The sequence below is a fragment of the Rossellomorea aquimaris genome, assembly GCF_008180865.1.
Taxonomy (GTDB): Bacteria; Bacillota; Bacilli; order Bacillales; family Bacillaceae_B; genus Rossellomorea; species Rossellomorea yichunensis.
In genome coordinates, this window is record NZ_VTEX01000002.1 from 606,121 (window position 1) to 632,154 (window position 26,034).

Here is a 26,034-nt window from a genome sequence, read left to right on the forward strand (position 1 = left end):
TCAAAAACAGTGCTTCCTCATGAAGTTTCCCTGTGCTATAGTATCCTAGTATTCAAATAGAACGGAGTGATGAAATGAATACGACTGTGAAGGAAATTACGTTGATTATTATAGGGTCCCTTTTCTTTGCCCTCGGCGTGAACTTATTCGCGATCCCGAATGAGCTTGGGGAAGGCGGCGTGACAGGTATATCCATGACCCTCTATTATGTATTGGGATGGTCACCGGGTATCACGAACTTCGTCATGAACGGGGTCCTCTTAGCGATCGGTTATAAAGTATTAAATAAACGCGTGACCTGGTACACCATGCTTGCGATTTTCTTTTCCTCTCTCTTCATTCATTTGACTGAAGGCATGGGGAAGTCCGTCGATATCATGCTCGGCACGGTCTTCGCCGGTGTGTTCATCGGATTAGGTCTCGGGATTGTCCTGCGTTCAGGTGGGACGACGGGAGGATCCACCATCATTGCCCGCATGCTGAATCAGCATTTCGGCTGGGCCGTCAGTACAACGATGTTCGTGTTCGATATTGTGGTCGTTCTCGGTTCATCGTTTGTCATCGGGGTAGAGAATACCATGTACACGGGAATTTCCATCTATATCAGTACGAAGATCCTGGATTACTTGATTGATGGTTTCGATACCCGAAAGGCCGTCACGATCATTTCCGCTCATACCGACGCCATCGCTGAAAAAGTGAGCGCTGAAATGGACCGCGGGGTGACCGTCATTAATGCAAGAGGTCATTATTCGAAAGAATCCAAGGATATCTTGTATGTGGTCATCAATAAGCAGGAGCTCTTCCTCTTAAAGAAGATGATCCAGCACATTGATGAGAAAGCGTTTGTGGTGGTCCATGATGTGAGGGATGTGTTCGGGGAAGGATTTACGTTTCCGAAGACATAAGAAATAGATTATGGCCCGTGGCGGTTGCCGCGGGCCCGTTTACTTGGTCCACCTTGACCTGTGACTTGTCTCTTATACTCTAATTTTATTTAAAATAGCTCGTTTTCTATTAGATTTTGAGTAAATTTTAGGAAACTGCTCTAGTTTTCATATTAAAAGGACCGTCATATTGACCTATTTATGGGTCTCCAACTTCAATTCTCATCACCTCACCCATTATGTGAGGCTTTTTTTCGCTCTTTACGAGCCATTTCCGGCGAGATATGAGCAGGAATTCTGATATATGAGCCAACAATGCCATTATATGAGCCGTTTGTGAGAAATCTTTTTACATGAGAGCATCGAATTAGTTGGATTCATAATAGGATAACCATCCCCTTCAGTTTCCTTCTCGTTTCCCGTATCACTTTTTAAAGTCAGGACTCCTTGGTCAGCATTCTCACATACTACGCTGAGAAAGGCAACACACCCATACGATTTTCATCTCCAGTCCTCTTCCTTATCAGATTCCTTTCCCAGTTGGCCACCTACCTATGCTTTGTACAAAACAATCTGTAAGCTTTCAACATCTTGATCATTAATCCGTAATTAAACGACAAATTTTCAGTTCGGTTAGAGGTTGGAGTGAAAGTAAAGCCAGTTTAATGTAAACCTCCTACTAATAATATTCTTCATAAATGTAAAGAATATATCTACTTAACCATTTCCAATGGAGGATAACCATGTCAACAGACAAAATCAAATTAACTTCGGCTGAAATTGCCACCCTTTGGTCTGCTTATATGAATGACACCATGGCTCACTGCATCTTAGAATATTTTTATGTTCATGCAAAGGATAAAGAAATACGTCCGCTTGTTGGATATGCAAGAACCATTACAAAAACACATATTGAGAAAATCACTCTTATTTTTAAGGATGAAGGGTTGCTCTTACCTAATGGATTTGCTATTGAAAAAGATGTTAATTTAAATGCACCCAGGTTATATACGGATGAATTTATGTTAACTTTTTTAGACCTTATGTCAAAATCAGGGTTAATTGCCTATGGCGGATTTATTTCAATGGTTTCTCGAAAAGACATAAGAACTTATCTAATTGAACAATTACATGAGACAACAAAATTGTTTGACGCATGTACTGATGCCGCTCTTCTTAAAGGGCTATATGTTAAAGCACCTTATATTGCATATCCCACTAGAAACGATTTTGTCGACAATAAATCCTATTTATCTGGTTTTTCCTTTTTTAATAAGGAACGCCCTTTAAATGCTATTGAAATTTCATATTTATTTATGAACATTAAAACCAATGTACTTGGAACAAAGCTCGCAATAAGTTTTGCTCAAACCTCGCCTCGTGAGGATGTCCAAAAATGGATGTTACGAGGAAGCGATATTGCAAAAAAGCATATTGAGATATTTTCAAAAAAATTACTGGATAATAATATACAATCTCCTATGTCTTCAGACGTATCCATTACAAACGAGACGACTCCACCTTTTTCAGATAAATTAACATTATTTCTTATGACTTTTTTAAGCGCATCTGGGGTGGGTAATTATTCAACTGCAGCAGCTGCAAGTCAGAGAAATGATTTAGTTCTTATCTATGAAAGACTTTCATTGGAAATAGGACAATATGCAAAAGACGGTGCAAATATAATGATTAAGAATAAATGGTTGGAAGAACCACCAGGTACAATAGATAAAGAAAAGTTGTCTAAATCCAAAGATCCTGAGTAGGGAATCGACTAAAATGTCCTCACCTTTTGATTCAAAGAGGCAGGACATTTTTTTTTGCATAAATCGAGGTCATTCAAATATTCTTTCAGAAATTAAACGCCCTTCTCAATCCCGGTCCGTCTCCATCAACGGAATACGCTACATCCACATTCCCTACCCTCACCCATTTATCCATATAAACCTCCATGAGGGGTTATTTTGTTTTACAAACCAAATAAATGTTAAGGTCTATCCCGTCATTCCACCCAAAGTAGAATACGAGTTGACCCCTCTTGGGGAAGGGTTGAGACCAGTTGTCCAATACTTGCAGGAATGGGACATGAACTTCGGATCCATTACGACAAAAGAAGGACTGATAGTAGCAGAATGGAAGGTCTGCTTGCACCAATAGTGCAAAACGCCAAAGATCCTTTATTGGAAGGAAACCTTGGCGTTTTTTATCATTATATACTTACCTAGAATACATTTTATTTATTCATTTATATTCATATTCAACGAAGATATTTGGACATCTACTTGATAATCGATTTTAGCCTGACTGAAAGTATCTTCCCAGTCATCTTTATGACTTTTCCAATAGTCCGGGTGTTGAATTCTAACGTAATCGTGAAATGCTAACACATCCACTTTCAAGTCCTGTTGGATTTTCTCTAAACTCTTTTTTATTTGTTCGTTGATTTTTTCTTCTATTTGTTTTTCTAGGTCCTTTATATTTTCTTTCTTGGTGAGTTCATCCGTTTCTGCGAGCAGTTCCGATATGTGCCCGCTTACTTTAGTATCAACTTGAAAGGATATTCGTCCATTCTTTAGTAGAGGTTTGACTTTGCTATCGACGGTTTCCAACTCATATGTAACCGGTTTGTTACTGCCTTCTTCCTTGATCTTTACGATTCCTCCATCTGTTAAAGCCGTTATCCAATTCATTCCTACCAATTCTTCTTCATTTAGAAATCCTACTTGAGTGAGAGTGTCCCCTTTAATCACAGCTGCGCCACTGAGAATGACTTCATTATTTCTCTTCTCTATATTTTGCAGAAGAAAGCTTGATTTCGCTTCCATCGTTGCATTGATTTTGGAAAAAGTCATGGGTTCAATTAGCTTATTCGATTTTTTAAGATGATCTGAAATCTCTTTTATATGCACCGCAGGAATTTCATTTGTTTCCGTGTTCATGATGTCCCTGGACAATCCATCCGTAACCATGACCAGGCAACTCATCCTTGCCTCGGGATCACGAATGAAGAAATCCAATAGTTCTCTGATATTTCTTTTTTGGGCTATTTTACTACTTAATACAACCAGTCTTTGATGTTGCCCGTTCAAAGTGTTTTTTCGTTTTAGTAAAACTTCCCGTGCGGCCTCAAGTAATGATCCACCTGTTTCATTCACATTAACAAAAGGCTTTGCATTACCTGAATACGTGTTAGAAGATTGATTGCCGGACACATTCACAAGTTGAAAGGTCACATCCATTACATCCTCTCCTGAATACTCATGACTATTCCTTTGCCCTTCATCGATCCCCACGCCCAATAGAAGGTCCAATTTTTCAATATCCTTAGAACTCCAACATCCTGTCAACAGTAGAACAGTGAGTAAGAAGAAAAGATATGCAGCATGCTTCAATTGAATTTCCTCCTTAAGAAAGAGACCGCTAATAATAGGATTGGCAGTATACCAAATAAAAGGATCGCAGCATTTCCAAGCAAATCTCCTAATGCGAATAATTGGTGGATATCATTCGGGACCATGGAGATGATCAATACGATGGGAAGAAATAGTAGCAGAAACACCTTTATGTCCTTATTAAATAATTGTGAAATACCAAGAGAGGCAACATAAAGCGTGATGGAGATCGTAGCGAATATTTGTAGTATCCATACGATCAAAAATAGCGAGTCAAAGCGTTCAAAAAAGATGCCTGGAAATTCAAACGAATTGATGAGAGAGATAGTCGGCCAGGCAAGATTCCCTACCCCATCTATTGATAATGCACCTATGACAATAACGACTGTAACCAGGTAAAAAATCATGGGTAGTAATACTCCAATAAAAACAATCTTTTTCCCCTTCTTGGGATCCGTTAAATAGGCCGATAAAATAATCATTAGCTCAATCCCAATGTAAGACAGTGACGTTGTCTTAACGCCCTTTAACACGGGGAGGATTCCATTTCCCATGACAGGGCGCAGGTTATTGATTTCAAATAAACCTAAACTCATTGTGGCAATTAAGATGAAAATGATGACGGTAAGGGGGAAAATCACCTGGAACACACGTGCAATGGAATTAATTCCATCCGTATTTAAATAAAAGGCAAGCCAAAGAAATAATACAATTAAAACTGGAATGGGAGTCCCCTCAAGTAAATAGGTTTCGGTTACTTCAGCCATAACCCTTACTTCAAAACTGGTGAGTGTAAGGAAATAAATAATCATTGTTACCCCAAGGATGACACTGAATATTCTCCCGACAATTTCTCTACTATACTGAAAAAAAGTTTTGTCAGGATATCTGTTGTTAAGGATTAAAATGATCATCCCTACTATGATGGGAAAAATACTGCTGATGATAATGGTTATCCAGATATCGGGCGTCCCTACTTCAGCAGCAGCGGTCCTTGGAAGCGTTAATATACCGACTCCAAGAACAAAGTTAATAATGAGGATGATCGCTTGAGTAGGACTAATTTCCTGTTGATTCAAGTTCATTCATGACAAGTCCTTTCAATAAGTGAAGTCCATGACTACCCTTTTCTGATTTTGTCGCCAGGCTTCAAAATTTCGGGTCTCTTTTTCATTGATTGGATCGGCAGCCTGATTAAAAAGTCTTTCCAGTCGCTGATTTGGTACGGTACTGCAGGGCCGAGGAACGGGACTCCAAAGCTTTTTAACCGGACAAGGTGAATACAGAAAAAAAGGAAAAAGACGATGACACCATAGAGTCCCAGAGTAGCAGCTAAAAACATGGCTATAAATCGTAGGATACGTAATGAAATACTTAGCGTATATTGCGGGAGTGAAAACGATGAGATCGCCGTTATGGCCACAACAATGACTGTAACCGGACTAACGATACCTGCTTGCACCGCAGCCTCTCCAATCACAAGCCCCCCGACGATCCCAATGGTTTGGCCGATGGGTTTTGGTAAACGCAACCCTGCCTCCCTTAATATTTCAATCGAAACTTCCATTAACAGAACCTCAATGAGAACAGGAAATGGCACTCCTTCACGTGAGCCTATAATGGAAATGGCCAGATTTGTTGGAATCAGACCCTGATGGAATGAGACAAAGGAAATATATAAAGCGGGAGTGAAGACCGATATGAAAGCGGCCGTATATCGTAACAACCGGATCAATGAGCCGGGAATCCATCGAGCATAATAGTCTTCTGGTGATTGCAGATACATATTGATGGTGACTGGAGCAATCAAAACAAATGGGGTACCATCCAGCAAGATGCCTACTCTCCCCTCTGACAATGCAGCAATCACCCGATCAGGTCGTTCCGTGCTTTGAATTTGCGGGAAAAGTGAGAAAGTATTCTCTTCAATAAATTCCTCAATATATCCAGATTCCGGTACATTATCGATGTGAATCGATTCAATCTTCTCCCTCACGTTCTGTATGATGGTTTCATTGGCAATCCCCTCTATATAGGCGATAACCAGTTCCTTTTTAAATCGTTCTCCAACCTGGACGCTAATGAACCTGAGATCCTTATTCACACCGGCTTTTCTTAGAATGGCTTGATTATCATTAATATTTTCATTAAAACCCGTTCTGGGACCTCTCACCACCTGCTCGGTTACAGGTTCTTCAATACTCCGATCTTTTGATTCACTTGTCTTTAAAATGATTGCTTCAGTAGATTTCTCATGAAGCAATGCTGTTTCCCCTCTTAAAATATAGGAGGTGATTGTATGTATATCCGTTTCCTCATGACATTCACTCACAGGAAGCATTTCTTTAAGAGAATAAGGGATCCTCTCGTCATCTATCGTGTTGAACATGAGGGGGTCCAAAATATTATTATTGATAATGGCTGTATCCACTAACCCTCTCGTGAAGATGATCGAAGCTCTTGAATCATTCATGAAAAATTCCCGGGTTATGATATCATTATTTTCTCCCAGCACTTCATTGATCATCGATACATTCTCAGATAGATCGCTTGTCATCTTAAGGGTTGATTCCTTCTGTTTTGGTGGGCCGGGTTGATTTATTGCACCAGTAAGTAAGGTCTTTATTTTCATAATGATAATGGGTACGATCAACGTTAATATGGCGTAGACGAATACGTTAAAATCGGGAAGGAATCCAATGACCTTATGAAGAAAATCCACTAAACAAACCTCCTAAATAAGCTTGCTCTCATCTAGTTTCTCTTTAAAGTAAGGATTTATTCCGAGGGTAGATGATATCAGTGTTTTCAACTGCTTCCACGTCTTAATGCGGTTAAATCAAAAAAAATCCCCCGAATTACTTCGGAGGATCATTATAAAAATGAAATTCCTATTGATTTCCGTAAATATTTCCGGTCGTTGACGTCAATACACCATTCTGAGCATTTAATTTATATTTCAGGCCGTTGCTGCTTGTCCAAGTCGGGAAGGAGAATGTATCACCTGTTTCTAACTTCACCATTTCAATGTCTTTCATTGTTAATGGTGAGCGTGAGCCACTTGTTGGTGCACCTGTTGTACGAGCGATATATACAGCGGCATCCGTACTTCCCGGTTGAGATACAACACGTGCTGAGCCGTCTGCTTCCACTAATAAAGCAGTTTGTTCGTTAACGGCAATCCCTTTTGCCTGTGTCGTCCAACCGTCCATGATATTACGAGCCATAAACCCAACAAATCGCCCCATACGGTCGCATTGCTCGAAATGCGTGTCCGTGATGGTGCTTGTTAAATAAGGGTTATCTAATAAGTTGCGTGTAAACGTCATGTAACGATTGCTTGGGTTACTTAATGCTTCATCTGAATAAACCGAACCGTTTCTCGCATCATATACAAATTGTCCTTGAATCGCGAGTCCTGCACTCGTCCCACCTATTGGAACATCGTAGATTGAAATTAAATCATTTAATGTATCTGCAAGTGGTGTATCTATTATATAGTCCACATATAAAGACTGATCACCACCCGCAAAGAAAACGGCCTCTGCTTTAAATACTTTATCAATTACAAACGAATCGTACGCAGCATTGCGATTATTTAATACAATGGTTTCCACTGAGTCTAAGGGAACACCGTTACTTGCGGCTAAGTCGTACACATATTGATTATAGCCATCACCACCAGATGCTCGTAGAACAACAAAGTCCCCCCCGTTTGCCTTTTCCGCCATCCATAGCATTGCTTCATCCACATCTGTTGACCCACCCATTAAGTTAAGCCCATAAGTGGTAGATCGGGTAATGTTTGTCGTGTCTCCATAGCCGTAATACGTATAATCCTTACTTGCTGCTTCAGCAGGCCCGTGAGCAGCCAATAATCCCAATGACAAACCAATCGTTGCAGCCATTTTCAAATATTTCTTCATGTTTCTTGCACTCCCCACACTTCATTATTTGTAGGGACGTCTTATCTTCCCTACACTTAAACTAAGTGCAAGTTTTATGCCAATTTGAAAATTGTTAATTTTCAGTATTTTAATGAGTTAATCTGCTTTTTTAATGTCTTTTAGGTTATTCTAAAAAAAACCATTTAACCCCAATAGCCATTTAACTATAAATCCTATCAAGTAGAATGCATGACATCTTAACCCCGATTTCCTTAAAATAAAGAAGGAGGTAACCAAAATAATCGTAGCAGAAATGACTAAGTATAAAATCACCCTAGGCATAAACAGGTTAAACAAATAGACAAATAGAGTTACCCTTGTTTTTTCATAGATGTATAGAAGCTTCCTATCAACCAAATCTAATTTAGAAAGCAGACTTATATACTATTACTGAACCAATCCTGTGATTCAAACATCACTTTCTTAGATTAGCCTTCATCAATGATGAAATCTGTTGCTCATCTGTATATGGAATTTGTTCAAGTTGATTGATCACCAGCTCTTGTCGCTGTAAGGAATGATTTTGACTCAACTTCGCTTTTCCTTCTATTTTACTGATTTTCATTTTGAAACCTTGAACTCCCTTGCTCATACCAGCGAGATACTCAGCACCTGCATCCTGTAATCTGTATGGACTGTCAGGAGCTTCATACTTCATGACCATATCATGGAATGATTCCATTAACTCCTTTTCGTCCCTCAGAAGCTCGACTTCTCCATACACATGGACGGTCACGTAATTCCAGGTCGGCACTGCTTTATTCGTCTCATACCAGGACGGTGAGATATAACAATGGGGACCATGGAAAACCGCCAGGACGGTTTGATTTTCAATATCTTTCCACTGAGGATTCGGGCGTGCAAAGTGTCCGTATAAGTACTTCCTGTTTACTATTAAGGGTATATGAGTGGCACATGGCAATCCATCGTGTTGAGAAAAAAGAGTCGCAAAACTATGTTCTTTCATGATTTCGTAGGCAACCGATTCATCTGTGACCTTAAAATCTTTTGGAATATACATAATGATCCTCCTTCCAACTATACATTTGTTCGTTTCTCTACTGCTGCGATCGCTTCGATTTCCACCAATTGATCTGTGTACCCCAGTACAGTCACTCCTGATAACGTACTCGGGACGTCATGATCCCCAAACTCTTCTCTTATCGCGTTCCAAGCCGTTAATAAATCTGACTGATTCAGAGAAGCTACAAGGACCCGGGTATATACCACGTCCTTCAAGGAGGCACCACTCTCTTTCAGTACTTCCTTCATATTCTCCACACACAGTTTGCCTTGAAGTTCGTAATCATTGATATGAGGAACTTCCCCTTCTTTATTAAGAGGACAGGCTCCAGCCAAAAACAGGAGATCCATGTCCGAAGGTACTCTTGAAGCGTATGCATAATCAACATGTGCTAAATGTGCTGATCGAATCAATGATATTTTTCTGTTCATGTTGTTCCCTCCATTTATTTTGACGAATCCGAAGACTCACTCATGTTTAAGAGTTCAATACCCCTAAATATTCCTTCCATGGCCCCACATCTTCCATATAACGATTGGAAAACACCCTTACAATTTGAGTAATATGGGTCAAATCATGGACCACCCAAGTGGAGATTAGTTCACGGGCGCTGACCTTGCCAAAAGCAGGATGCATACCCGTTGCATCAAGGGTATACCGAGCCGCTAACTCTTTTAACTCATTCACATTTGTTGCTCTGAGGGAAGCAAATTCCATGATCTTCTCCTCAAGACTCTTTGGAGCAGACTCTTCTAAATGTGAAAAACGATCAAAAACAGGGAACACCGTACTTTCACCCTCTTCGAAGATCATCTTCAACCTCGGTATCCAATTGTGTTTTTCCCCTTCGATTAAATGCTCCACAACTCCAATGGCATTCCAGGTCCCTTCCCCCTCATCACACTCCAACCATCCTTTCGACAAACCGGAAAGGAAATATTCAAGGGTCTTTGGAGTTCTATCCAAGACCTGTATTCCTTCATTTAATATAAAGTTCATAAGCTTTCCTCCTTTAATGGATTACAAGAACCTTCCCTTCGAAACGGATCCTTTGACATCATGTTCTTTGGGAAGGAATATCATATACTTCACCGGTAAGTTGAAATTCAGTTATACCCCGGTGTTGTTCTTGTCAGCTGACGAATCTCGAGGTATTTACCCTAGAGGTAAAGTTCGACACAGGGAAATGAAATCCTTGTTGTATTCATGAAAAAGAGCCACCTGCACGTTCCATGGCTCACTTGTCCAAGGGACATGTCCCCTTGGACTTACATACCTGAATAGGAATATAATAAAATATACTTCTATCATTCTTTAGAAAATTAGGAGATTAATAAACGAATCAAACTAATACCCCAGAATAGGATGGATAGCGGATGAAGATGAATTCTGGTTTTACAAATAATGAAGAAGCCATTACAAGGTGTAAGGACTCTTCCGAACATCAACAAGTTCTATATAAACGAACGCTTATGATCATCATGATCGCTCAAATCTTTGGAGGCGCAGGGCTTGCTGCCGGGATAACGGTAGGGGCCCTTCTCGCTCAGAATATGCTGGGGACGGACAGCTTCTCAGGCATGCCGGTTGCCCTATTCACTCTGGGTTCAGCCGGGGCTGCCCTCTTTGTTGGACGGCTGTCCCAGCGCTATGGAAGACGGATCGGACTTTCTGTCGGTTTCTTGATCGGTGGCATTGGTGCAATGGGGGCCGTCGCTGCCGCTGTATCCAATTCGATTATCCTTCTTTTCTTCTCTCTGTTGATCTATGGTGCGGGTACTGCCACTAACTTGCAGACGCGCTATGCAGGGACAGACTTGGCAAAACCTTCACAAAGAGCCACCGCGGTCAGTTTTGCCATGGTCTCGACCACTTTCGGTGCAGTCGCCGGCCCTAACTTGGTTGATGTGATGGGGAGGTTTGCCGAATCAATCGGCATTCCACCCCTGGGCGGACCGTTCATTCTGGCATTTGCTGCATACACCCTTGCCGGGATTGTCATATTTACTTTTATGCGTCCAGACCCATATTTCGTGGCGAGAGCTCTTTCTACAGCACCGAAAACAAAGGATGACAGTATTGCGACTGAAATAATCACTTCTTCCGAAAGAAACCAACGGGGTGTTTTCCTTGGGGCGACAGTGATGATTTTGACTCAAATCGTCATGGTCGCCGTCATGACCATGACACCTGTCCACATGGGCCATCATGGACATGGGTTAACGGCCATCGGTCTAATTATCGGCATTCACATCGGTGCGATGTACCTTCCTTCACTCGTTACCGGGGTACTTGTTGATAAGATCGGGCGGATGCCCATGGTTCTTGCATCTGCCCTGACGCTTCTTGCTTCAGGAATCCTGGCAGCGATGGCACCAACCGATTCAATCCTGATTCTTGCCATTGCACTGGCACTTCTTGGACTTGGCTGGAACTTTGGATTGATCAGCGGAACAGCCATTCTTGTCGACTCGACAGATCCTGCTACCCGGGCAAAAACCCAAGGAACGGTGGACGTCTTTGTCGCATTAGCAGGTGCAACTGGCGGTGTGCTATCGGGGGTCATCGTTGCTTTCTCCAGTTATCCCGCCCTTTCGATAGGTGGGGGAATCGTTTCACTTGTACTTATTCCAGCAATGATTTGGTTTCTTGTGTCTTCCAAACAAACTGGCTGATACAAAGGAGTTTTATGAATAAGGTAACTGCAATAAAGGGCCTGATCCCCGATGTACTACCACTTTGGTGTACAGGGGGGCAGGCCCAATGTCATGTTTCACCTCATTCGTTTTGATAAAGGGAAGTATCGTGACATTCCCCTGAAAGCATATGCATATGCCGAACACACAAAAATAAGGTTGCCCATAAGTCACAGGCAACCCCACTGAACTGATCACACAAAATGGACAAACATGCCAACCACTAAATATCCGATACAAATATACGTTACGATCGTCTTCACTTTCGAGTCACCTTCCATGCTCATCATCGAATGGTGATGTCCGGATTTCATGAACAGTCGATTCAAATAGATAGAGACCATCGCCACGACGGCAAATACGATGTTTAGCCAGAAGGTATAATCGATTTGAAAGGGTGATTCATTCATCACTTGTTTTGCGTTTTCCGGGATTAATCCGATAGCCGTAAACGCATAATGCATTCCTAATGCTGTGAGGATGATCGATAGGTAGAAGATACCTGCAATGTATAATGCCGTTTTTAAACCATAATACTTTTTGTGAACCGCAACAATCGGTGGTACGACCAAATCTGAATAGATGAAGGCCATGATTCCTGCAAAGGCCACTCCGCTCGAAGCGAGAATGGTTGCAATGGGGATATTCCCCATGGACCCGATGAATGTGAGCATGGCAACGAGCGGACCGATCAGTGCATTTTCCAGTACCTTTAAAAATGAGTCCGGGTGATCGGCGAGGAAGAACATTTTCCACGTATTCTCTGAAATGAATGTGGCCATGATCCCCGCGATGGTGAATCCGATCGTAATCTCTTTCCACACCATTTGCCAATTCATCACAAATTCATGTCCGACCTGATACCAGCCCTCTTTGGACTTGATTTTCTCTTTCCAATTGAATCCTTCTTCGTCTTCCTTCTCGTCCTCCACATGATCCTTCGCTTCCTCCACAAGCTTCTTTGGATAAGTGATTTTCACAAGAATCCAGGTAATAAAGATCAGAACGATGCCCCCGATCATCTCTGCAACCACAAACTGCCACCCGAGAAAGATATAAATAAGTATGCCTAATTCAATCACCAGATTGGTAGAAGCAAATAGAAAGGCAAGGGTCGGAATAAAATGAGCCCCTTTTTTGAAAAGATTCCGCCCTGCTGCCAGGGCTGCAAAGGAACAGGAGGAGCTGATCGCCCCGAATAGTGTGGATAACCCAACAGACTTCAAGCTTGGATTCCCCATATACTTCACCATTTTATCCTTCTGTACAAAAGCCTGAATCATGGAACTGATTAAGTATCCAAGTACGAATGCCCAACCGGATTTCCAGAAATACCCTAGTGAGGTCTTCGCAGATTCGCCAATCAATTCTAACAAATGACCATCTCCTTTTCTGTAATCGATATCTGCTATAGTTCATTGTTACCCACCAATTATGCAGAAACATTGCATCTTGCATGAAAAAGGGGATCTGATTCCCATCACGGTTGTTGTACTATTACCACTAACTGTTTTATGTAACACTTCAAATTCATAGAAAAATGCCTGGCCCGTTGCGTTCATACAATAATGCAACGGGCCAGGCATCAAAATGGGGCCATGGGACCTGTCACCATGGCTCCCTCACTCCACCACCCGCGGACCAACCACATGCAGCACAATATCCGCTGTGAAATGAGCGATCATGGCGAATTCAAGTCCCACAAAGACGAAGAGTGCCCCGAACACAAGCCCTCCTATCCCATTGATGACGAGCATGCTGATGAATAGTCCCAGCGTCATATCGAAATTGGACGCCGCCACACCATAATGCATGATGCCGAAGACCAGGGAAGCAACGATGATGGCCGTCCATTTCTTCGCTTTTGTCACCGTTCCTTTAAACATCTTCACCTGCAGCCAAATGAGCAGGGTGACCAGGAACAGGCGGAAAATCGATTCTTCATTCACGGCCGCTCCAAATGACCCCAATGTCCCCAGCCACCAAGCGGGTTCATTGAGTGAAGAATTGTCCACTCCGAGTGGCTTCGATACGATCAGGCTGAAGATGCTGATGGCCACACCTGTGAGTACCCCATAGAGGGCGGATTTCAGGACGGGTTTTCTAAAAGAATGAAGCGGTTGGGTTTTGTTGAAAAAAGATTCGATGATCGGTGCCTTGAGCTTCACCTTCTTAGCGAGCCATAAGGCGATGAACAGCAGGATTCCCGCTTCCAGCAGAACCTGAATGACATATAACATGGTGAAGGATAGCTTGCTCAGTCCCATGACTTCATGAAGATTCTCCCGTGCCATTGCATAGGGGGCAATCGCCAAAGCGCCCAATATATTCAGGATGAGAAGCGTAAAATAGACCTTCCCGTTGATGATACTCGGTCTTTTCCCCTCATAAGCAGCAGCGACCAATCGATGATCTTCCGTTTCTTCGCTTTCAACATAGCACTCCACTTTTTCCTGAAGATCCCTAATGAACGGCTCTGGGTTGTCCATCGATATCAAAGCCCTCGTTACTATTTTTTTCTGGCCGAAATATCCTCTGGCGTAAATGGGTTCCTTGAAGATGATTTCATATTTCAGTTCATCCATCATGCCGAATACCCGTGTGAACACTCTTGGAAGCATGCTGACATGGTAGGCATTTTTCTCATGTATGATGCCACCGCTCTTGTTATACTGCGTCCTTGCCGGTTGGATGGTGTCTACATCCCTGATACGAAAGGTCAGTGACCTTCTTACCCCGATGTTCATGACAACTTTGTTCCCTTTCAGAATGATCGGCGAGTTCCTGACTAAGTTGTAGTCCCCCAGCATGTAGAGGATGCTGTAGACATGGAGCACAACGAGGATATTTGCCCTGAGGGGATCGATTTCCTTTAAGTAAATGTGAAAGACAATCCCTTCGATCACCTGCTCATGAAGGAGCGCGATGAACAGCCAGAAGTAATTCGATCCTTTGTGATAATAATAGCTCTGGACTCCTTTGTCATTACCTTTCTTCCATTTGAATAAAGCATAGAAAAGAATGATCCACTCTTTTTTCAGGATAGTCATGAACGGGTTGCTGTCCATGTCCCCCCTTCTGTATTTCACAAACAGGATGACGGCACCGACTTCCGCCAGGGTAATGAGTATGATGATTGAGATGATCAACTGAGTATCCATCTGTTTCCCCCTTTAGCTGAAACGCTTCATCTGGAACCAATAAATGAGATATTGAACGACGCCCATTCCGATTAATAGAATGATCGGAACATAAGGAATGTGGTGGAGATAAGCAGTCAGCGCAATGCCGGTTGGAATCGCGAAAGCAAAGAAGATATACACCTTCCTCGTCGCCTTGAACGTCAGCCACTGCATCCCCTCATCTTCTTCCCGCAGTTCCATTGGAATCGCGCTCGGCTTGATCCGATTTTGCGGATGCCGTCTGTTATAAACAGGGATGACCGCCATCATGATGAGGATCGGAATTCCGAGCACCATCGAATCCACCACGAGCCAATCCGGGATATGGGCCGCATAATGATCTCCCAACATGATGATCCCAAGGCCAATGATGAGAACGGCATTGAACAGTGGTGACTGAAATATCTTCTTTAACATGAACCTCTCTCCTCTTCCAATCGAAATATCTCTTCCACCGGGACCTCAAATGCGTGTGAGATCTTCAGAGCCAGCGTGATGGACGGTGCATAATCCCCTTTTTCGATCAATCCGACCGTCTGTCTGGTGACGCCAACTAGATCAGCCAGATCCTGCTGGGTAAAACGGAACCTGGCGCGCAGTTCACGAACAGAATTATTCAACATCTACCACATTTCTCCTTTAATGGATTAATTAACTTAAATGTAAGGTATCCATTGCATTATGTATAGGATGATTTACTTTATTTGTTAAATGGACAAAGGATTGTGGCGGAATTGTTAATAATTGTATTTTCAATTGACAAGGAGGGGTTTTTTGAAGAAAAGAAATGAAGTGGGACGGTACGAAGGAAATGATGAGAGGCGATAGCTATGCTCGTACTTCATCGATTAGATAGTCAATAAACGAAAAAAAGAGGCGAGTCACTCTTTCATGACCCACCTCTCTTCTCTAACTCTTCGCCATCCATTCATAGCTTATCACCCCATGAACAACTTCAAACCCGGCAGCTCTATATAGATTTATAGCCTGGTGATTCTGCTTGCTGACACAAAGGGTGATTTCAGCAATTTCATCGTGATTGAAAAGCTGTTGGATAGAAGCTTTGACTAGTTGGGTCCCAATCCCCTGTCTTCGATACAAAGGGGAAACCGCAATAAATTCAATATCTCCTTCTGCGTGCTCAGGTTTAGCCTCGATATAGGAATAGCCTTTTATTTGCTGACATTCATCCTTAATAATGAGAAGTTGATTGTGTTGATCGGAAAGGAAACCAAGAATGTCATCAGCACTGTAATATGCGCCCGGAAAGGCGGAATGATGAAGCTCAGAAAATGCCTCCTTGAAATGAGGAGAAAAGTGTTCAACTTCACAGGAATCTACTAAATGAAAATGAGCCCGCTTTACTTTAAGAATGAGATGGTCACCCTTCTCTACGGCTTTTATATCAGATAGAAACCCCTTGGCTTGTTCATTTCTTTCATTAATAAAGAAATAGATTCTCTCTAAAGGGTTTTCCAGAGAAGAAAGTAGCCTTCTCATAAGTTCATTTGCTACATATCCCCAATCTTCCTCTTCGTCCACAAAAGGTCCCCAAGCCTCTGCGGTTTGGTCTTCCAAGTCGATATCAAACCCCAGAGCACCAATCATTTCCTCCCCTCGGTAGGCAACCAGGATGGAATTTGACACACCCAAATCGGAAAAATCCGTCTGTATTGAGTCAAGAATTTCACTTGCCTTCTCTCCGCAGTATCCAATATGATGCTGTGATTGATTGTTCTTCTTTTCAATATACTGGGAGAGCCTTTCAAGGCTGACAGGCGGTTGAATGGTTATTTGCATGAGTATTTCCAACCTCCTAATAGTGACCCAAAGAGCCAAAGGGACAGGTACCCTGGCACGGAGTCTCAAAATGAGCCGCGGGACCTGTCCCTCTGGTTTTTGGTTTTATAATAGAGTTCGACACGGAGGAATGAATTCCTTGTTTTGTACCGAAGTCAGCAAGGGGGGACTATCACTTGAAGCATTCCCTCCCTCACATTGCTCCTATCGAGGTAAGCATCTGAATGAAATGAGTGCTGTACTGATTGGGGTGAAAATGATGCTGTACATGCTTTAATCCTGAATCCCGGATTTCTTCCCGTTTTTTTGAATTCGTCATAAGTTCCCTTGCTTCCTTTACAGCTTCTTGGATATTTCCGAGGGTGTAGTATATTCCCGTTTCATTGTCGATGACGGCGCTTCGGACCCCGTCTGAATCGGTGGTTAAGACGGGACACTTGCAGCTTAATGCCTCGAGAACCGAGTAAGGGGCTCCTTCTACTTTGGAGGTGGAACAATAGAATCCTCCAGATTCTCCCATGGCAGAGAAATAGTTTGGCATTTTGTCATGAGGGACATGGTGCAAGAGTGATAGATTCTTTTGCAGATCCAGGGTACGGATCATTTGAAAGAATCGCTTCCGTTCCTCGGCGTCGCAAAGGCTGGGATCTTCAAACATATAAAGCTGGGTGTTCGGATTGACTTCTTTAATGAGTCGGTGACCGATACGGAGGAATTCACTCCAATTTTTATTATCGTCGATCCGTCCGGTCCACCCGATGATGGGATAAGCGCTTTTCTTTGTTTGAGTATAATGGAATGCACGGGTATCAAAACAGTTGTTAAAGCTGAATTTCGGGGTGGAAGGGAAAAGTTCGTGGAGTAGTTTTTCGATATGCGGGGTCTTCGGGTTAAGCAATGCGTCTGCATGAGCTTCTATAATGGATTTACCCTGAGTCAGAAATTGCCTTGCCCTCTCTTTGGATCCGAGCCCCTGGATTTCAATGATCAATTTTCCTTTATAACCCAACTTTCTGAATAAAGGAAGAATTTGATAATCAGAGATGACGACGATGGCACTATACTTCCCTTCTGTTAAAACCCGCTTGATCATCTCGGGATCCTTTCCGATGAAGGTACGTCCTTCTGAAGGGTTTAGCAAATCCCGCTTTTTTTGATAATAAAGACTATGGCCTTCAATATTGAACGTTTTAAGCGCTGCACATCGTTGGCGATTCAAGGTTTCAACCCCGCCACTTGGCACATAGAACACAAATAGTACTTTTTTCAAGATGGTTCTCCTTTCCGGTTCACGATAACACCCTTTTGATGGTATTTATGGTTGTGGTCATGTCCGTGGAATCTGAGAAATAGACCATTTTGTAGGTCGTTTCTGGAAGCTCAAGATCCGACCCCGGCGGAGCCGTCACAATGATTCGACAGTCTTGGATCCCAAGCTCTTTCAATTTGGCAGGAAGCCGGTGCGTCGTGTCAATGAGGACGAGCAAGTAATCTGCATACTTCTGCTCTAACAGGTTCTCGATTTCTTCTATTGTCCCTGCATCCAATGTGTATACCGGAAAGTAGATCGTGGTTTCATATGGCTGCTTCCTCCTTCTCCTTGCCTGATGCCTGGCAAGGGCGAATTGGTCCCTCCACCAGCGATGTTTCTCCTTTTCCTTGACGATTTTCTTCGATAGACTCATCGGGGAATTTAAGCGGTATCCCATCAATTCCTCTGGTACAAAGGCAATTTCACAGATTTCGGTCAGACGCAGCCAGAAATCATACGTTTGCACCGGGTCAAGATTGAAGCCGTCGATCTGTTTCGCATATTTCTTCTTGTACATAAATGAGGTGCCGATAAAGCTTGATTCCAACAAGTCTTCCTTTGTTCTTGTTTGCTGCCATTCTCGAAGTGCATCCTGTCTTTCCTTATCAAAAAGTAATCGGCCGTTCTCATCTATATGATCGAAGGCACTGAAGGCCAATCCTACCTTAGAGGATGAGCTGACGAGTTTATCACGGAGCTTCTTAATGAATTCAGGGTATACTAGATTGTCACTTGATCCCCAGGTTATATATTTCACTTCATCTAATTTGAACAAATAGTCAAATCCTGTATTGAGAGCCTTGGATATCCCCTCGTTCTTCTCTTTTTCAATAACGGTACATCTTGGATCAATCGCAAATTCGTAGACAACAGACTTTGTTTCTTTATTTGCCCCGTCTATGACGATGATTAAATGGAATTGGTCATAGGTCTGCTGCCTGAGAATGGAAAGTAGAGCTGCTCGTAAGTAACGGGGCAGTTGATTATAGACAGGCATGACCATACCTACATCTTTCATGTCTCTTTTCCTCCTTTTATTCGTTTTCACAATGAATCGAAAATACGGCATTGAACTCAAATCTTTCCAGACCGCATTCCCACACTAACTTCCCCTTTCTTAAGTCATAACAGGCAATCCGTGTTGGCAAGGTGTCAGCATGCGCCTGATAGGCTTGATGGCCATCCAATGGATTTTTCGTTGGACGCATCCGGGTAAAGCCCACTATGACGGTATGATCATCCAGAATCTTGATCCCCCGGCACCAGCCGATCTTCTTATTATGGTGTGTCCATTCGTTTAAATCATAGTCGTTTATCACCTTGAGTGTTTTCGCATCGACCGTCACGACATGACCATCCACTCTAGTAAAAAAGAGTGTGTCTCCGAACAGGACCCCATCATGGATATAGGCTCCGCCGATGTCGATCCGCTTGTCGGGATTCGTTAAACAGATGGCGTCTTTCTGCAAACAGCGTGTTGCCCAAACCTCATCCCCGATATGAAAGACAAAGTTCGGATGCGAAAGGTGAGGTTTCGTTGTCAGTACTTTCCGGTAATCCACCTTCTTTGAGAAGCGTTCCCATGGAGCCTCCTGAAGGACATTCCAGGCGTGAATAAGCTTTCCCTTCTTATCGACCTCCACCACCATATCCAATCCCGTCGTGACGACATGATAATTTCCATTCTGTGCTGGCAGGACATGATGAACATCATTAAAACAAGGAATTGACACATATCCTTTTGGTGTCATATCAGGTAAGGAATAGACCAGGACTTCCCTTTCCGTGCACACGTATAATGTTTTTTCTTTTACCGTTCCTGCTTTGAACACGATGGAAGGATCTTGATCCGGGCATACCTCCGGAGGTGATACATACTCGAACCGGTCAATCAATTGTTTGGTTTCCATGTCCAGTTTAAGAATGACCCCTTTCTCATATTGGTGCCACTCAGCTGCAAGTCTGTTCTTCTGCTTACCACCGACGATATATATGATACTCATGCAATGTCACCCCCTTTCCTAAGATGATGCTCTATCCCTCCCGAACCGATGGACCTTCCCTGTCCGGGAGTTTTAAACATGTATACAATATATTACTTTAAAACTCCAACTTTGATTGGACTGGCGTCGTAGTTTATTCGTATCATTTTTGAGAAGTCGTCCAGAAGAACATACAGGAATGGCGTTGGAGATCAAGCTTGACGAAAAAAGGATCTGAACCACTGTTTCAGCGATCCATGTCACAAGGCTTTAAAAAAAGAGACGGAGGCAGCATGCTGCCCCCCTCCCCTCATTAACACCTCACATACTTCCGCTTAAACCCAATCTTCCCTTTCTCCACTTGCTTCAGAATATCATCGGCAGCCTTCAGGGTGCTGTTCTTTTTCCCTTCCCGTACCATTTCAACAGGTCCGATTTCTTTTGCCGTCTGAAGAGCCAGTTCATGAAGAGGTACATAAGAAACCCCGACTGTCGTGACAAAATTACTCATCGCCGATTTCGTTCGTTCAGGTGCAATGTGGATGGTTTCTTTCACTTGCTCCAGCATTCCCGCGAGCTTCGATTCCGAGAACTCTTCGTCCTTGCGATTCCCAAGCAGCCAGCAGTAGCAGCTCCACCCCGCGGACATTTTCAGCTCTTCCCCACTTGCGATCCACTTGTCTGCCACGTCTTGAGCGATATCCGCTTCAGCCAAAGTGACCGCCACCACGTAGTCGGAAAGCATATAAAAATACGCCCCTTCGATCCAGCGGTCAAAGTCTGCCTCCGTCATCGCTTTCGGATCGGCAATGACACCGGCAAAATACATGGCGTCGTAATTCCCCGTTGCATATAACTCCTCGGCCAACGCCTGATCCTTCTTGATTTTCCTGGCGATCGGCTTCATCGCACCTGTCGCGACGCCAAAGACCGGCTCGTGGGCACCATTGGATATGTACATTTTCTTCGATCGTTCCTTGCCCAGTGCCTCCAGTTCTTGCATGACCGTTTGTGAATCCATTCTATCCACTTCCTTTATTTTATGGGTTGTCCATCTCAGCACAACTACACTTGAATCAAATCGTTCTATGATTTTTTTGTAAAAGACAGCCCTTTTTCTTTCAGGGCCTCATTCAGAATTCGCACTGCTTTCGGTCCTACCCCATGAATCTTCAGAATATCGGATTCCGACACGCTGGTAAATTGCTCAAGGCGATAAACCCGGCGTTATGAAGCTCACGGTTCGCGGGTTTACTCATCTTGGGCAATTCGCTTTCTGGTGTTGGGTTATTGGTCATGCCCCTGTCCCCCTCACTTTTCATCTGTCTTGCAAACTAAATTGAATGGTCCTGTTTAGTATAAGTATTCTCCCTACATAGTGCTGTTCCTTTATTTCATGACAGAAAAAAGAGCTGCCACAAGGACAGCTCTTTTTAAGACTATATTCACTCTAGCGCAGGTGCAGGCTTACCTGCTTCGATCAACACTTGATCGCGGCCCAGCATGACGGAAAGGAGAATGGTCAATACGCCTGTTCCGATGAGGAGCCATTCAATGGCGATGATATCTGCCAAGGGTCCAAATATCAGCATTCCAATCGGCATCATCGAGGTGGAGATCATCCCCATGACCCCGAAGACTCTTCCCAAGTAATTCTCTTCGATTTTCTCCTGAAGCAAAACCATTGTCGGTGTATTGAAAATCGGCATGGCCACTCCGAATAATGCCATGAATACGAGATAGAACCAAAAGACCGGAACGATGCCAAGGGCAAAGGTGCAGAACCCCATAATCAGACTTGCGAAGGTCATCGTGGCAATCTTATTTTTAAATCCGCCCCACGAAGCAATGATGGCTCCACCTGCCATCATCCCGATGGAAAAGGCAATTTCGATGGCCGTCAGTCTCCAAATATCGTCCCCGAAGCTTCTGGCGACCTGCAGCGGAGTCAGAAAGGCCGCAGGTGCCATCAGAACAAAGAAGATGGAGAAGAACAGGAAGAACTTCTTCAGGAACCCATGGCTGTTGACATATTGCAAGCCTTGCTTGAAGTCACTGAAGTAGCTTGTTGTTTGTTTGCCCGCTGCCTTCTCATGCACCGAAATTTTTAAGAAGGCCAGCAGTGTGATGATGGCAATGGCTGCCGTAATGACATCGATGAAGAAGATGATTTCAATCGATGCCATCCCAAGTAATGCCGCACTGACCATGGGGGACACGAACATAATGACAGCCTGAATGCTTCCATTTGCCCCGTTCACCTTCGTCAGCTTATCCTTTGGGACAATCTGCGGCAAAATCGCACCGACAGCCGGTGTCTGAATCCCGGTTCCAAGGGCCCGGACTGCTGCCATGACAAACAGCAGCCAGATCGAATCGTATCCCATTAAGAAGAGAATCGCGAGAACCAACGTTGAAGTCGCGATCAGTCCGTCCGATAACACAATCAGCAGCTTCCGGTTATAGCGATCCGCCCAGACACCCGCAACCGGGGACAGGAGGAAGGTCGGGATAAATCCGCAAATGATGAACAACGTCATCATCAACCCGGACTCCGTCTCTAACGTGATATGCCACATGATCGCGTATTGTACAAGGGACGACCCGAATAACGAGATCGTCTGACTGCTTAGAAAGAGAATGATATTCCTTAACCAATCTTCCTTCAGATTTTGATTTACTACATTCATTTCCCAACAACTCATTTCTATTATATTTACTATAAAAATAAGCCTTGCCTACTTGTTATTTTTAAGACATAAAAAAGAGAGGAGACTCCTCCCCTCTTTAAAAATACCGACAAATACAGGTTTTCTTAAAAATAGACAGATCAATCCCATTGCTCTGAACATAGGCAGAGCCTTCAAACGTATTCAATTAACGAGTGAAAAGCGGGAAACGCAATCTGATTGATGCTGTCAACAGAAAAACCTCCATTTCTTTTATAAGTAAGATAATCATAGCAGAGGAACCCTGCTGGGGCAATCGTTTTTTGGGGAACTTCCTTGTCTTATTCTGTTGGATTTTGGTGTTTCAGTATTTCAAAACAGGTAAAAAATACTTAGTTTATCCATTAGACAAACTATTTATTGTCTGCTATAATTCAGAATAATAAAACAAAAGGTAAGGGGGGAATGACGGCAGTGTCCTTTTTTATGCTCGTTTTTGTAAACGCTTTATCACTCTTAACGTAATAATGTAAGCGTTGTCGCGAGCATCATGAACAAAATGGGATCTGCCTCAACACATGATGACAAAGCAAAAAAGTTCACTTTATATTTTTTCTATTACATTAGTAGCCACGCTCGGAGGTCTCCTGTTCGGGTATGATACGGCTGTCATATCAGGGGCTGAAAAATCGATTCAGGCTTATTTGATCGATGGCCTCGGCTTAAGCTCATTCATTCACGGTGCGACGATTTCCAGTGCCCTGATCGGGTGTATTATCGGGGGAGTGATCTCCGGCTATTTTTCATCACGATTCGGACGTAAGAAGTCGCTGATCATTGCTTCGATCCTCTTCTTATTATCTGCTTTAGGGTCCGCTTATCCGGAGTTCCTCTTCTTCTCTGCAGGGGAACCGACGATGGGATTGCTGATTGCCTTTAACTTTTACCGGATCATCGGCGGAATCGGTGTTGGTCTTGCTTCTGCCCTCGTACCGATGTACATCGGGGAAATCGCACCGGCAGGGATTCGTGGACGCCTCGTTTCATTTAATCAGTTTGCGATCATATTCGGGATGCTTGTCGTTTATTTTGTCAACTGGGGAATTGCCAAAGGACAGCCCCTGGATTGGATCAATGATGTCGGCTGGAGATACATGTTTGCTTCAGAAGCCATTCCGGCCATATTGTTCTGCGTTTTCCTTTTCTTTGTACCGGAAACGCCTCGTTACCTCTCCCTGAAGAACAAAGATGAAAGCGCATTGGCGATTCTGACGAAGATCAATGGCTCCGCATCTGCAAAGGCAATCCTCCGGGAGATCAAACAATCGGTGAATGTGTCGACTGAAAAGCTCTCCACCTTCGCTTATGGGAAAACCGTCATCATCATCGGAATCCTGCTTTCTGTGTTCCAGCAGTTTGTCGGGATTAATGTGGCTCTGTATTATGCACCCCGGATCTTTGAAAGTATGGGGGCAGCAAAGGATGCTTCCATGATGCAGACGATCGTCATGGGCTTGGTCAATGTCATCTTTACAGTAGTTGCGATCATGACGGTCGATCGCTGGGGACGCAAACCATTGATGATCATCGGTTCAATCGGGATGGCGATCGGGATGTTCGGTGTCGCGGGGCTTGCGTTCTCGAATATCATCGGCATCAGCACGTTAATCTTTATCATTGTGTACACGGCTTCCTTCATGATGTCCTGGGGTCCGATCTGCTGGGTATTGATCTCAGAAATCTTCCCGAACCGCATCCGCGGGCAGGCAGTCGCCATTGCGGTGGCAGCACAGTGGGCAGCGAATTACCTCGTCTCCTCCACGTACCCGATGATGATGGAATACAGCGGCGGGATGACGTACGGAATATATGGTTTGATGAGTGTGCTTTCCGCCATCTTTGTGTGGAAGTTCGTACCTGAAACCAAAGGAAAATCACTTGAACAAATGGAAGACCTGTGGAAGGTGCCTTCTGCAACAAAATCTAAGGCAATATAGTCTCGTATTACGCGGCATCTGTTGAAAGACAGATGCTTCTTTTACTAGATGAAGAGATTACTTTACATATGGGGTGGAAGCATGAAAATCGACATAAAACATCTTCAACGGGATTGGAAAGAGTATACCTTACGGAACGATCATGGAATGTCTGTCAGTCTATTAAATTACGGGGGAATCATCACAAGGGTGATGGTGCCTGATCAGGACGGCACGGTTGAAAATGTGATGATCGGATATAAACAGGCTGAGGATTACGAAACGAACCCTAATTTCTTCGGAGCATTGATCGGCCCTGTTGCCGGCAGGATCCAGGGTGCCGCCTTTGAACTGGATGGGAATGTCTATATGCTTGAAGCAAATGATGGAGAAAATCATTTACACGGAGGCTCAAATGGATTTCATCAGGTTCTTTGGGACACGGACCCCTTACAGGATGAGGACCGGGTCGGTGTGGTTCTCTCCTATTCACGTAAGGACGGTGAGGGAGGATATCCCGGCACGATCGATGTGTCTGTCACATACCTTTTAACAAATGAAAATGAACTGATTCTCGAATATGAGGCAGTGACGGATCAGCCCACTCCCCTTACCTTAACAAATCATGCTTACTTTAATTTAAGCGGGAATGGAAAAGAGACGATCCATCATCATCATGTCACGATCGACAGCCATCAATTTCTTGAGCTCGATGAGGAGTTGATCCCGACTGGGACTGTGATGGATGCTGCGGATACTCCATTTGATTTCCGTAAGGGGCGCAGACTGCAAGACGGTATAACGGCGCAAACGGAGCAGAACGACATTGCCGGTCATGGCTACGATCACTATTTCCTGTTTGATCACAGCAGGTCAGAAAGCGTCATGATGACAGAACAAACGAGCGGTCGTGTGCTGACCATCGAGACGGATCAACCCGGCATGGTCATGTATACGGCGAATAATCTCCAAAACGGACTGGAGCTTCATGGAGGAACGTCGAGAAAGCATTTGGGCGTCTGCTTTGAAACACAATGTCCGCCTGCCTCTCTCCATCATGATGGCCTGCCCCCTGTCATCCTGCAGCCGAATGAACGCTATCAGCAGCGCACTGTATTTACCTTTTCAACTGAGAAATAAAGGAACCTCCAGCCTTTAGCTGGAGGT

At 43.6% G+C, this 26,034-nt stretch carries 23 protein-coding genes; 6 read left to right on the forward strand and 17 right to left on the reverse strand.

All coding sequences use genetic code 11. The features are described from left to right. The first annotated feature begins 74 nt into the window (after positions 1 to 74). The 3 genes from FZC88_RS10575 to FZC88_RS24470 all read left to right on the forward strand — a co-directional run bounded on the left by FZC88_RS10575 (position 75) and on the right by FZC88_RS24470 (position 3,044). Positions 75 to 908, forward strand: a complete 834-nt coding sequence (locus FZC88_RS10575; protein WP_148994825.1) for a YitT family protein — start codon at positions 75 to 77, stop codon at positions 906 to 908. A 722-nt stretch (positions 909 to 1,630) separates the two neighbouring features. Beyond that, positions 1,631 to 2,653, forward strand: coding sequence for a DUF3231 family protein (locus tag FZC88_RS10580; RefSeq protein WP_148994826.1), 1,023 nt, complete (start codon positions 1,631 to 1,633; stop codon positions 2,651 to 2,653). 262 nt (positions 2,654 to 2,915) lie between these two features. Beyond that, positions 2,916 to 3,044, forward strand: coding sequence for a hypothetical protein (locus tag FZC88_RS24470; protein WP_397541182.1), 129 nt, complete (start codon positions 2,916 to 2,918; stop codon positions 3,042 to 3,044). A gap of 80 nt (positions 3,045 to 3,124) precedes the next feature. On the opposite strand, the gene FZC88_RS10590 is transcribed toward FZC88_RS24470, so the two are convergent. The 7 genes from FZC88_RS10590 to FZC88_RS10620 form a co-directional block, all read right to left on the reverse strand. Then, positions 3,125 to 4,279: a Ger(x)C family spore germination protein gene (locus tag FZC88_RS10590; RefSeq protein ID WP_187443579.1), complete on the reverse strand. Its 1,155-nt coding sequence runs from the start codon at positions 4,277 to 4,279 to the stop codon at positions 3,125 to 3,127. Further along, positions 4,276 to 5,364, reverse strand: coding sequence for a GerAB/ArcD/ProY family transporter (locus tag FZC88_RS10595; RefSeq protein ID WP_148994829.1), 1,089 nt, complete (start codon positions 5,362 to 5,364; stop codon positions 4,276 to 4,278). Before FZC88_RS10595 ends, FZC88_RS10590 begins: the two co-directional genes overlap by 4 nt. A gap of 35 nt (positions 5,365 to 5,399) precedes the next feature. After that, positions 5,400 to 6,911, reverse strand: a complete 1,512-nt coding sequence (locus FZC88_RS10600; protein ID WP_148995160.1) for a spore germination protein — start codon at positions 6,909 to 6,911, stop codon at positions 5,400 to 5,402. Positions 6,912 to 7,170: 259 nt separating this feature from the next. After that, positions 7,171 to 8,205 (reverse strand): cyanophycinase, encoded by a 1,035-nt coding sequence (locus FZC88_RS10605; protein ID WP_148994830.1) that lies wholly within the window; start codon positions 8,203 to 8,205, stop codon positions 7,171 to 7,173. Between the two features lie 436 nt (positions 8,206 to 8,641). Then, positions 8,642 to 9,247, reverse strand: coding sequence for an FMN-binding negative transcriptional regulator (locus FZC88_RS10610; protein ID WP_148994831.1), 606 nt, complete (start codon positions 9,245 to 9,247; stop codon positions 8,642 to 8,644). Between the two features lie 17 nt (positions 9,248 to 9,264). Next, a complete protein-coding gene (locus tag FZC88_RS10615) occupies positions 9,265 to 9,681 on the reverse strand; it encodes a RidA family protein (protein ID WP_148994832.1) in 417 nt (138 codons plus the stop codon). 46 nt (positions 9,682 to 9,727) lie between these two features. Beyond that, positions 9,728 to 10,249 (reverse strand): DinB family protein, encoded by a 522-nt coding sequence (locus FZC88_RS10620; protein ID WP_148994833.1) that lies wholly within the window; start codon positions 10,247 to 10,249, stop codon positions 9,728 to 9,730. Positions 10,250 to 10,626: 377 nt separating this feature from the next. On the opposite strand from FZC88_RS10620, the gene FZC88_RS10625 reads away from it, so the two are divergent. After that, entirely contained in the window at positions 10,627 to 11,925 is a 1,299-nt protein-coding gene (locus FZC88_RS10625) for an MFS transporter (RefSeq protein ID WP_148994834.1), read from the forward strand. A 215-nt stretch (positions 11,926 to 12,140) separates the two neighbouring features. Here the strand turns inward: FZC88_RS10625 and FZC88_RS10630 are convergent, their stop codons facing one another. The 10 genes from FZC88_RS10630 to FZC88_RS10680 all read right to left on the reverse strand — a co-directional run bounded on the left by FZC88_RS10630 (position 12,141) and on the right by FZC88_RS10680 (position 22,912). Next, positions 12,141 to 13,322 carry a permease gene (locus tag FZC88_RS10630; RefSeq protein WP_148994835.1) on the reverse strand — a complete coding sequence of 394 codons (1,182 nt, stop codon included), beginning with the start codon at positions 13,320 to 13,322 and terminating at the stop codon, positions 12,141 to 12,143. 246 nt (positions 13,323 to 13,568) lie between these two features. Next, on the reverse strand, positions 13,569 to 15,107 hold the full coding sequence (locus FZC88_RS10635; RefSeq protein WP_148994836.1) for a CPBP family intramembrane glutamic endopeptidase: 1,539 nt from the start codon (positions 15,105 to 15,107) through the stop codon (positions 13,569 to 13,571). Positions 15,108 to 15,119: 12 nt separating this feature from the next. Further along, entirely contained in the window at positions 15,120 to 15,545 is a 426-nt protein-coding gene (locus FZC88_RS10640) for a hypothetical protein (RefSeq protein ID WP_148994837.1), read from the reverse strand. Next, complete coding sequence (locus FZC88_RS10645) at positions 15,539 to 15,751, reverse strand: helix-turn-helix transcriptional regulator (protein ID WP_148967562.1); 213 nt, start codon at positions 15,749 to 15,751, stop codon at positions 15,539 to 15,541. Before FZC88_RS10645 ends, FZC88_RS10640 begins: the two co-directional genes overlap by 7 nt. Before the next feature lie 286 nt (positions 15,752 to 16,037). After that, positions 16,038 to 16,928: a GNAT family N-acetyltransferase gene (locus FZC88_RS10650; protein WP_148994838.1), complete on the reverse strand. Its 891-nt coding sequence runs from the start codon at positions 16,926 to 16,928 to the stop codon at positions 16,038 to 16,040. Between the two features lie 193 nt (positions 16,929 to 17,121). After that, positions 17,122 to 18,198, reverse strand: a complete 1,077-nt coding sequence (locus tag FZC88_RS10655; protein WP_148994839.1) for a glycosyltransferase family 4 protein — start codon at positions 18,196 to 18,198, stop codon at positions 17,122 to 17,124. 19 nt (positions 18,199 to 18,217) lie between these two features. Beyond that, the gene (locus tag FZC88_RS10660) at positions 18,218 to 19,258 is read right to left on the reverse strand and encodes a glycosyltransferase (RefSeq protein WP_187443580.1); all 1,041 of its coding nucleotides are present in this window, start codon (positions 19,256 to 19,258) and stop codon (positions 18,218 to 18,220) included. Between the two features lie 16 nt (positions 19,259 to 19,274). Then, positions 19,275 to 20,243: a hypothetical protein gene (locus FZC88_RS10665; RefSeq protein WP_148994841.1), complete on the reverse strand. Its 969-nt coding sequence runs from the start codon at positions 20,241 to 20,243 to the stop codon at positions 19,275 to 19,277. Between the two features lie 292 nt (positions 20,244 to 20,535). Beyond that, positions 20,536 to 21,243, reverse strand: a complete 708-nt coding sequence (locus FZC88_RS10670) for a DNA alkylation repair protein (RefSeq protein ID WP_148994842.1) — start codon at positions 21,241 to 21,243, stop codon at positions 20,536 to 20,538. Between the two features lie 424 nt (positions 21,244 to 21,667). Then, positions 21,668 to 22,912, reverse strand: a complete 1,245-nt coding sequence (locus FZC88_RS10680; RefSeq protein ID WP_148994843.1) for an MFS transporter — start codon at positions 22,910 to 22,912, stop codon at positions 21,668 to 21,670. Between the two features lie 560 nt (positions 22,913 to 23,472). Here FZC88_RS10680 and xylE point away from each other — a divergent pair. Together xylE and FZC88_RS10690 are read left to right on the forward strand one after the other, a co-directional pair. Continuing rightward, positions 23,473 to 24,888: a D-xylose transporter XylE gene (gene xylE, locus FZC88_RS10685; protein ID WP_148995161.1), complete on the forward strand. Its 1,416-nt coding sequence runs from the start codon at positions 23,473 to 23,475 to the stop codon at positions 24,886 to 24,888. A gap of 81 nt (positions 24,889 to 24,969) precedes the next feature. Continuing rightward, positions 24,970 to 26,007: an aldose epimerase family protein gene (locus tag FZC88_RS10690; RefSeq protein WP_148994844.1), complete on the forward strand. Its 1,038-nt coding sequence runs from the start codon at positions 24,970 to 24,972 to the stop codon at positions 26,005 to 26,007. Positions 26,008 to 26,034 lie beyond the last annotated feature (27 nt).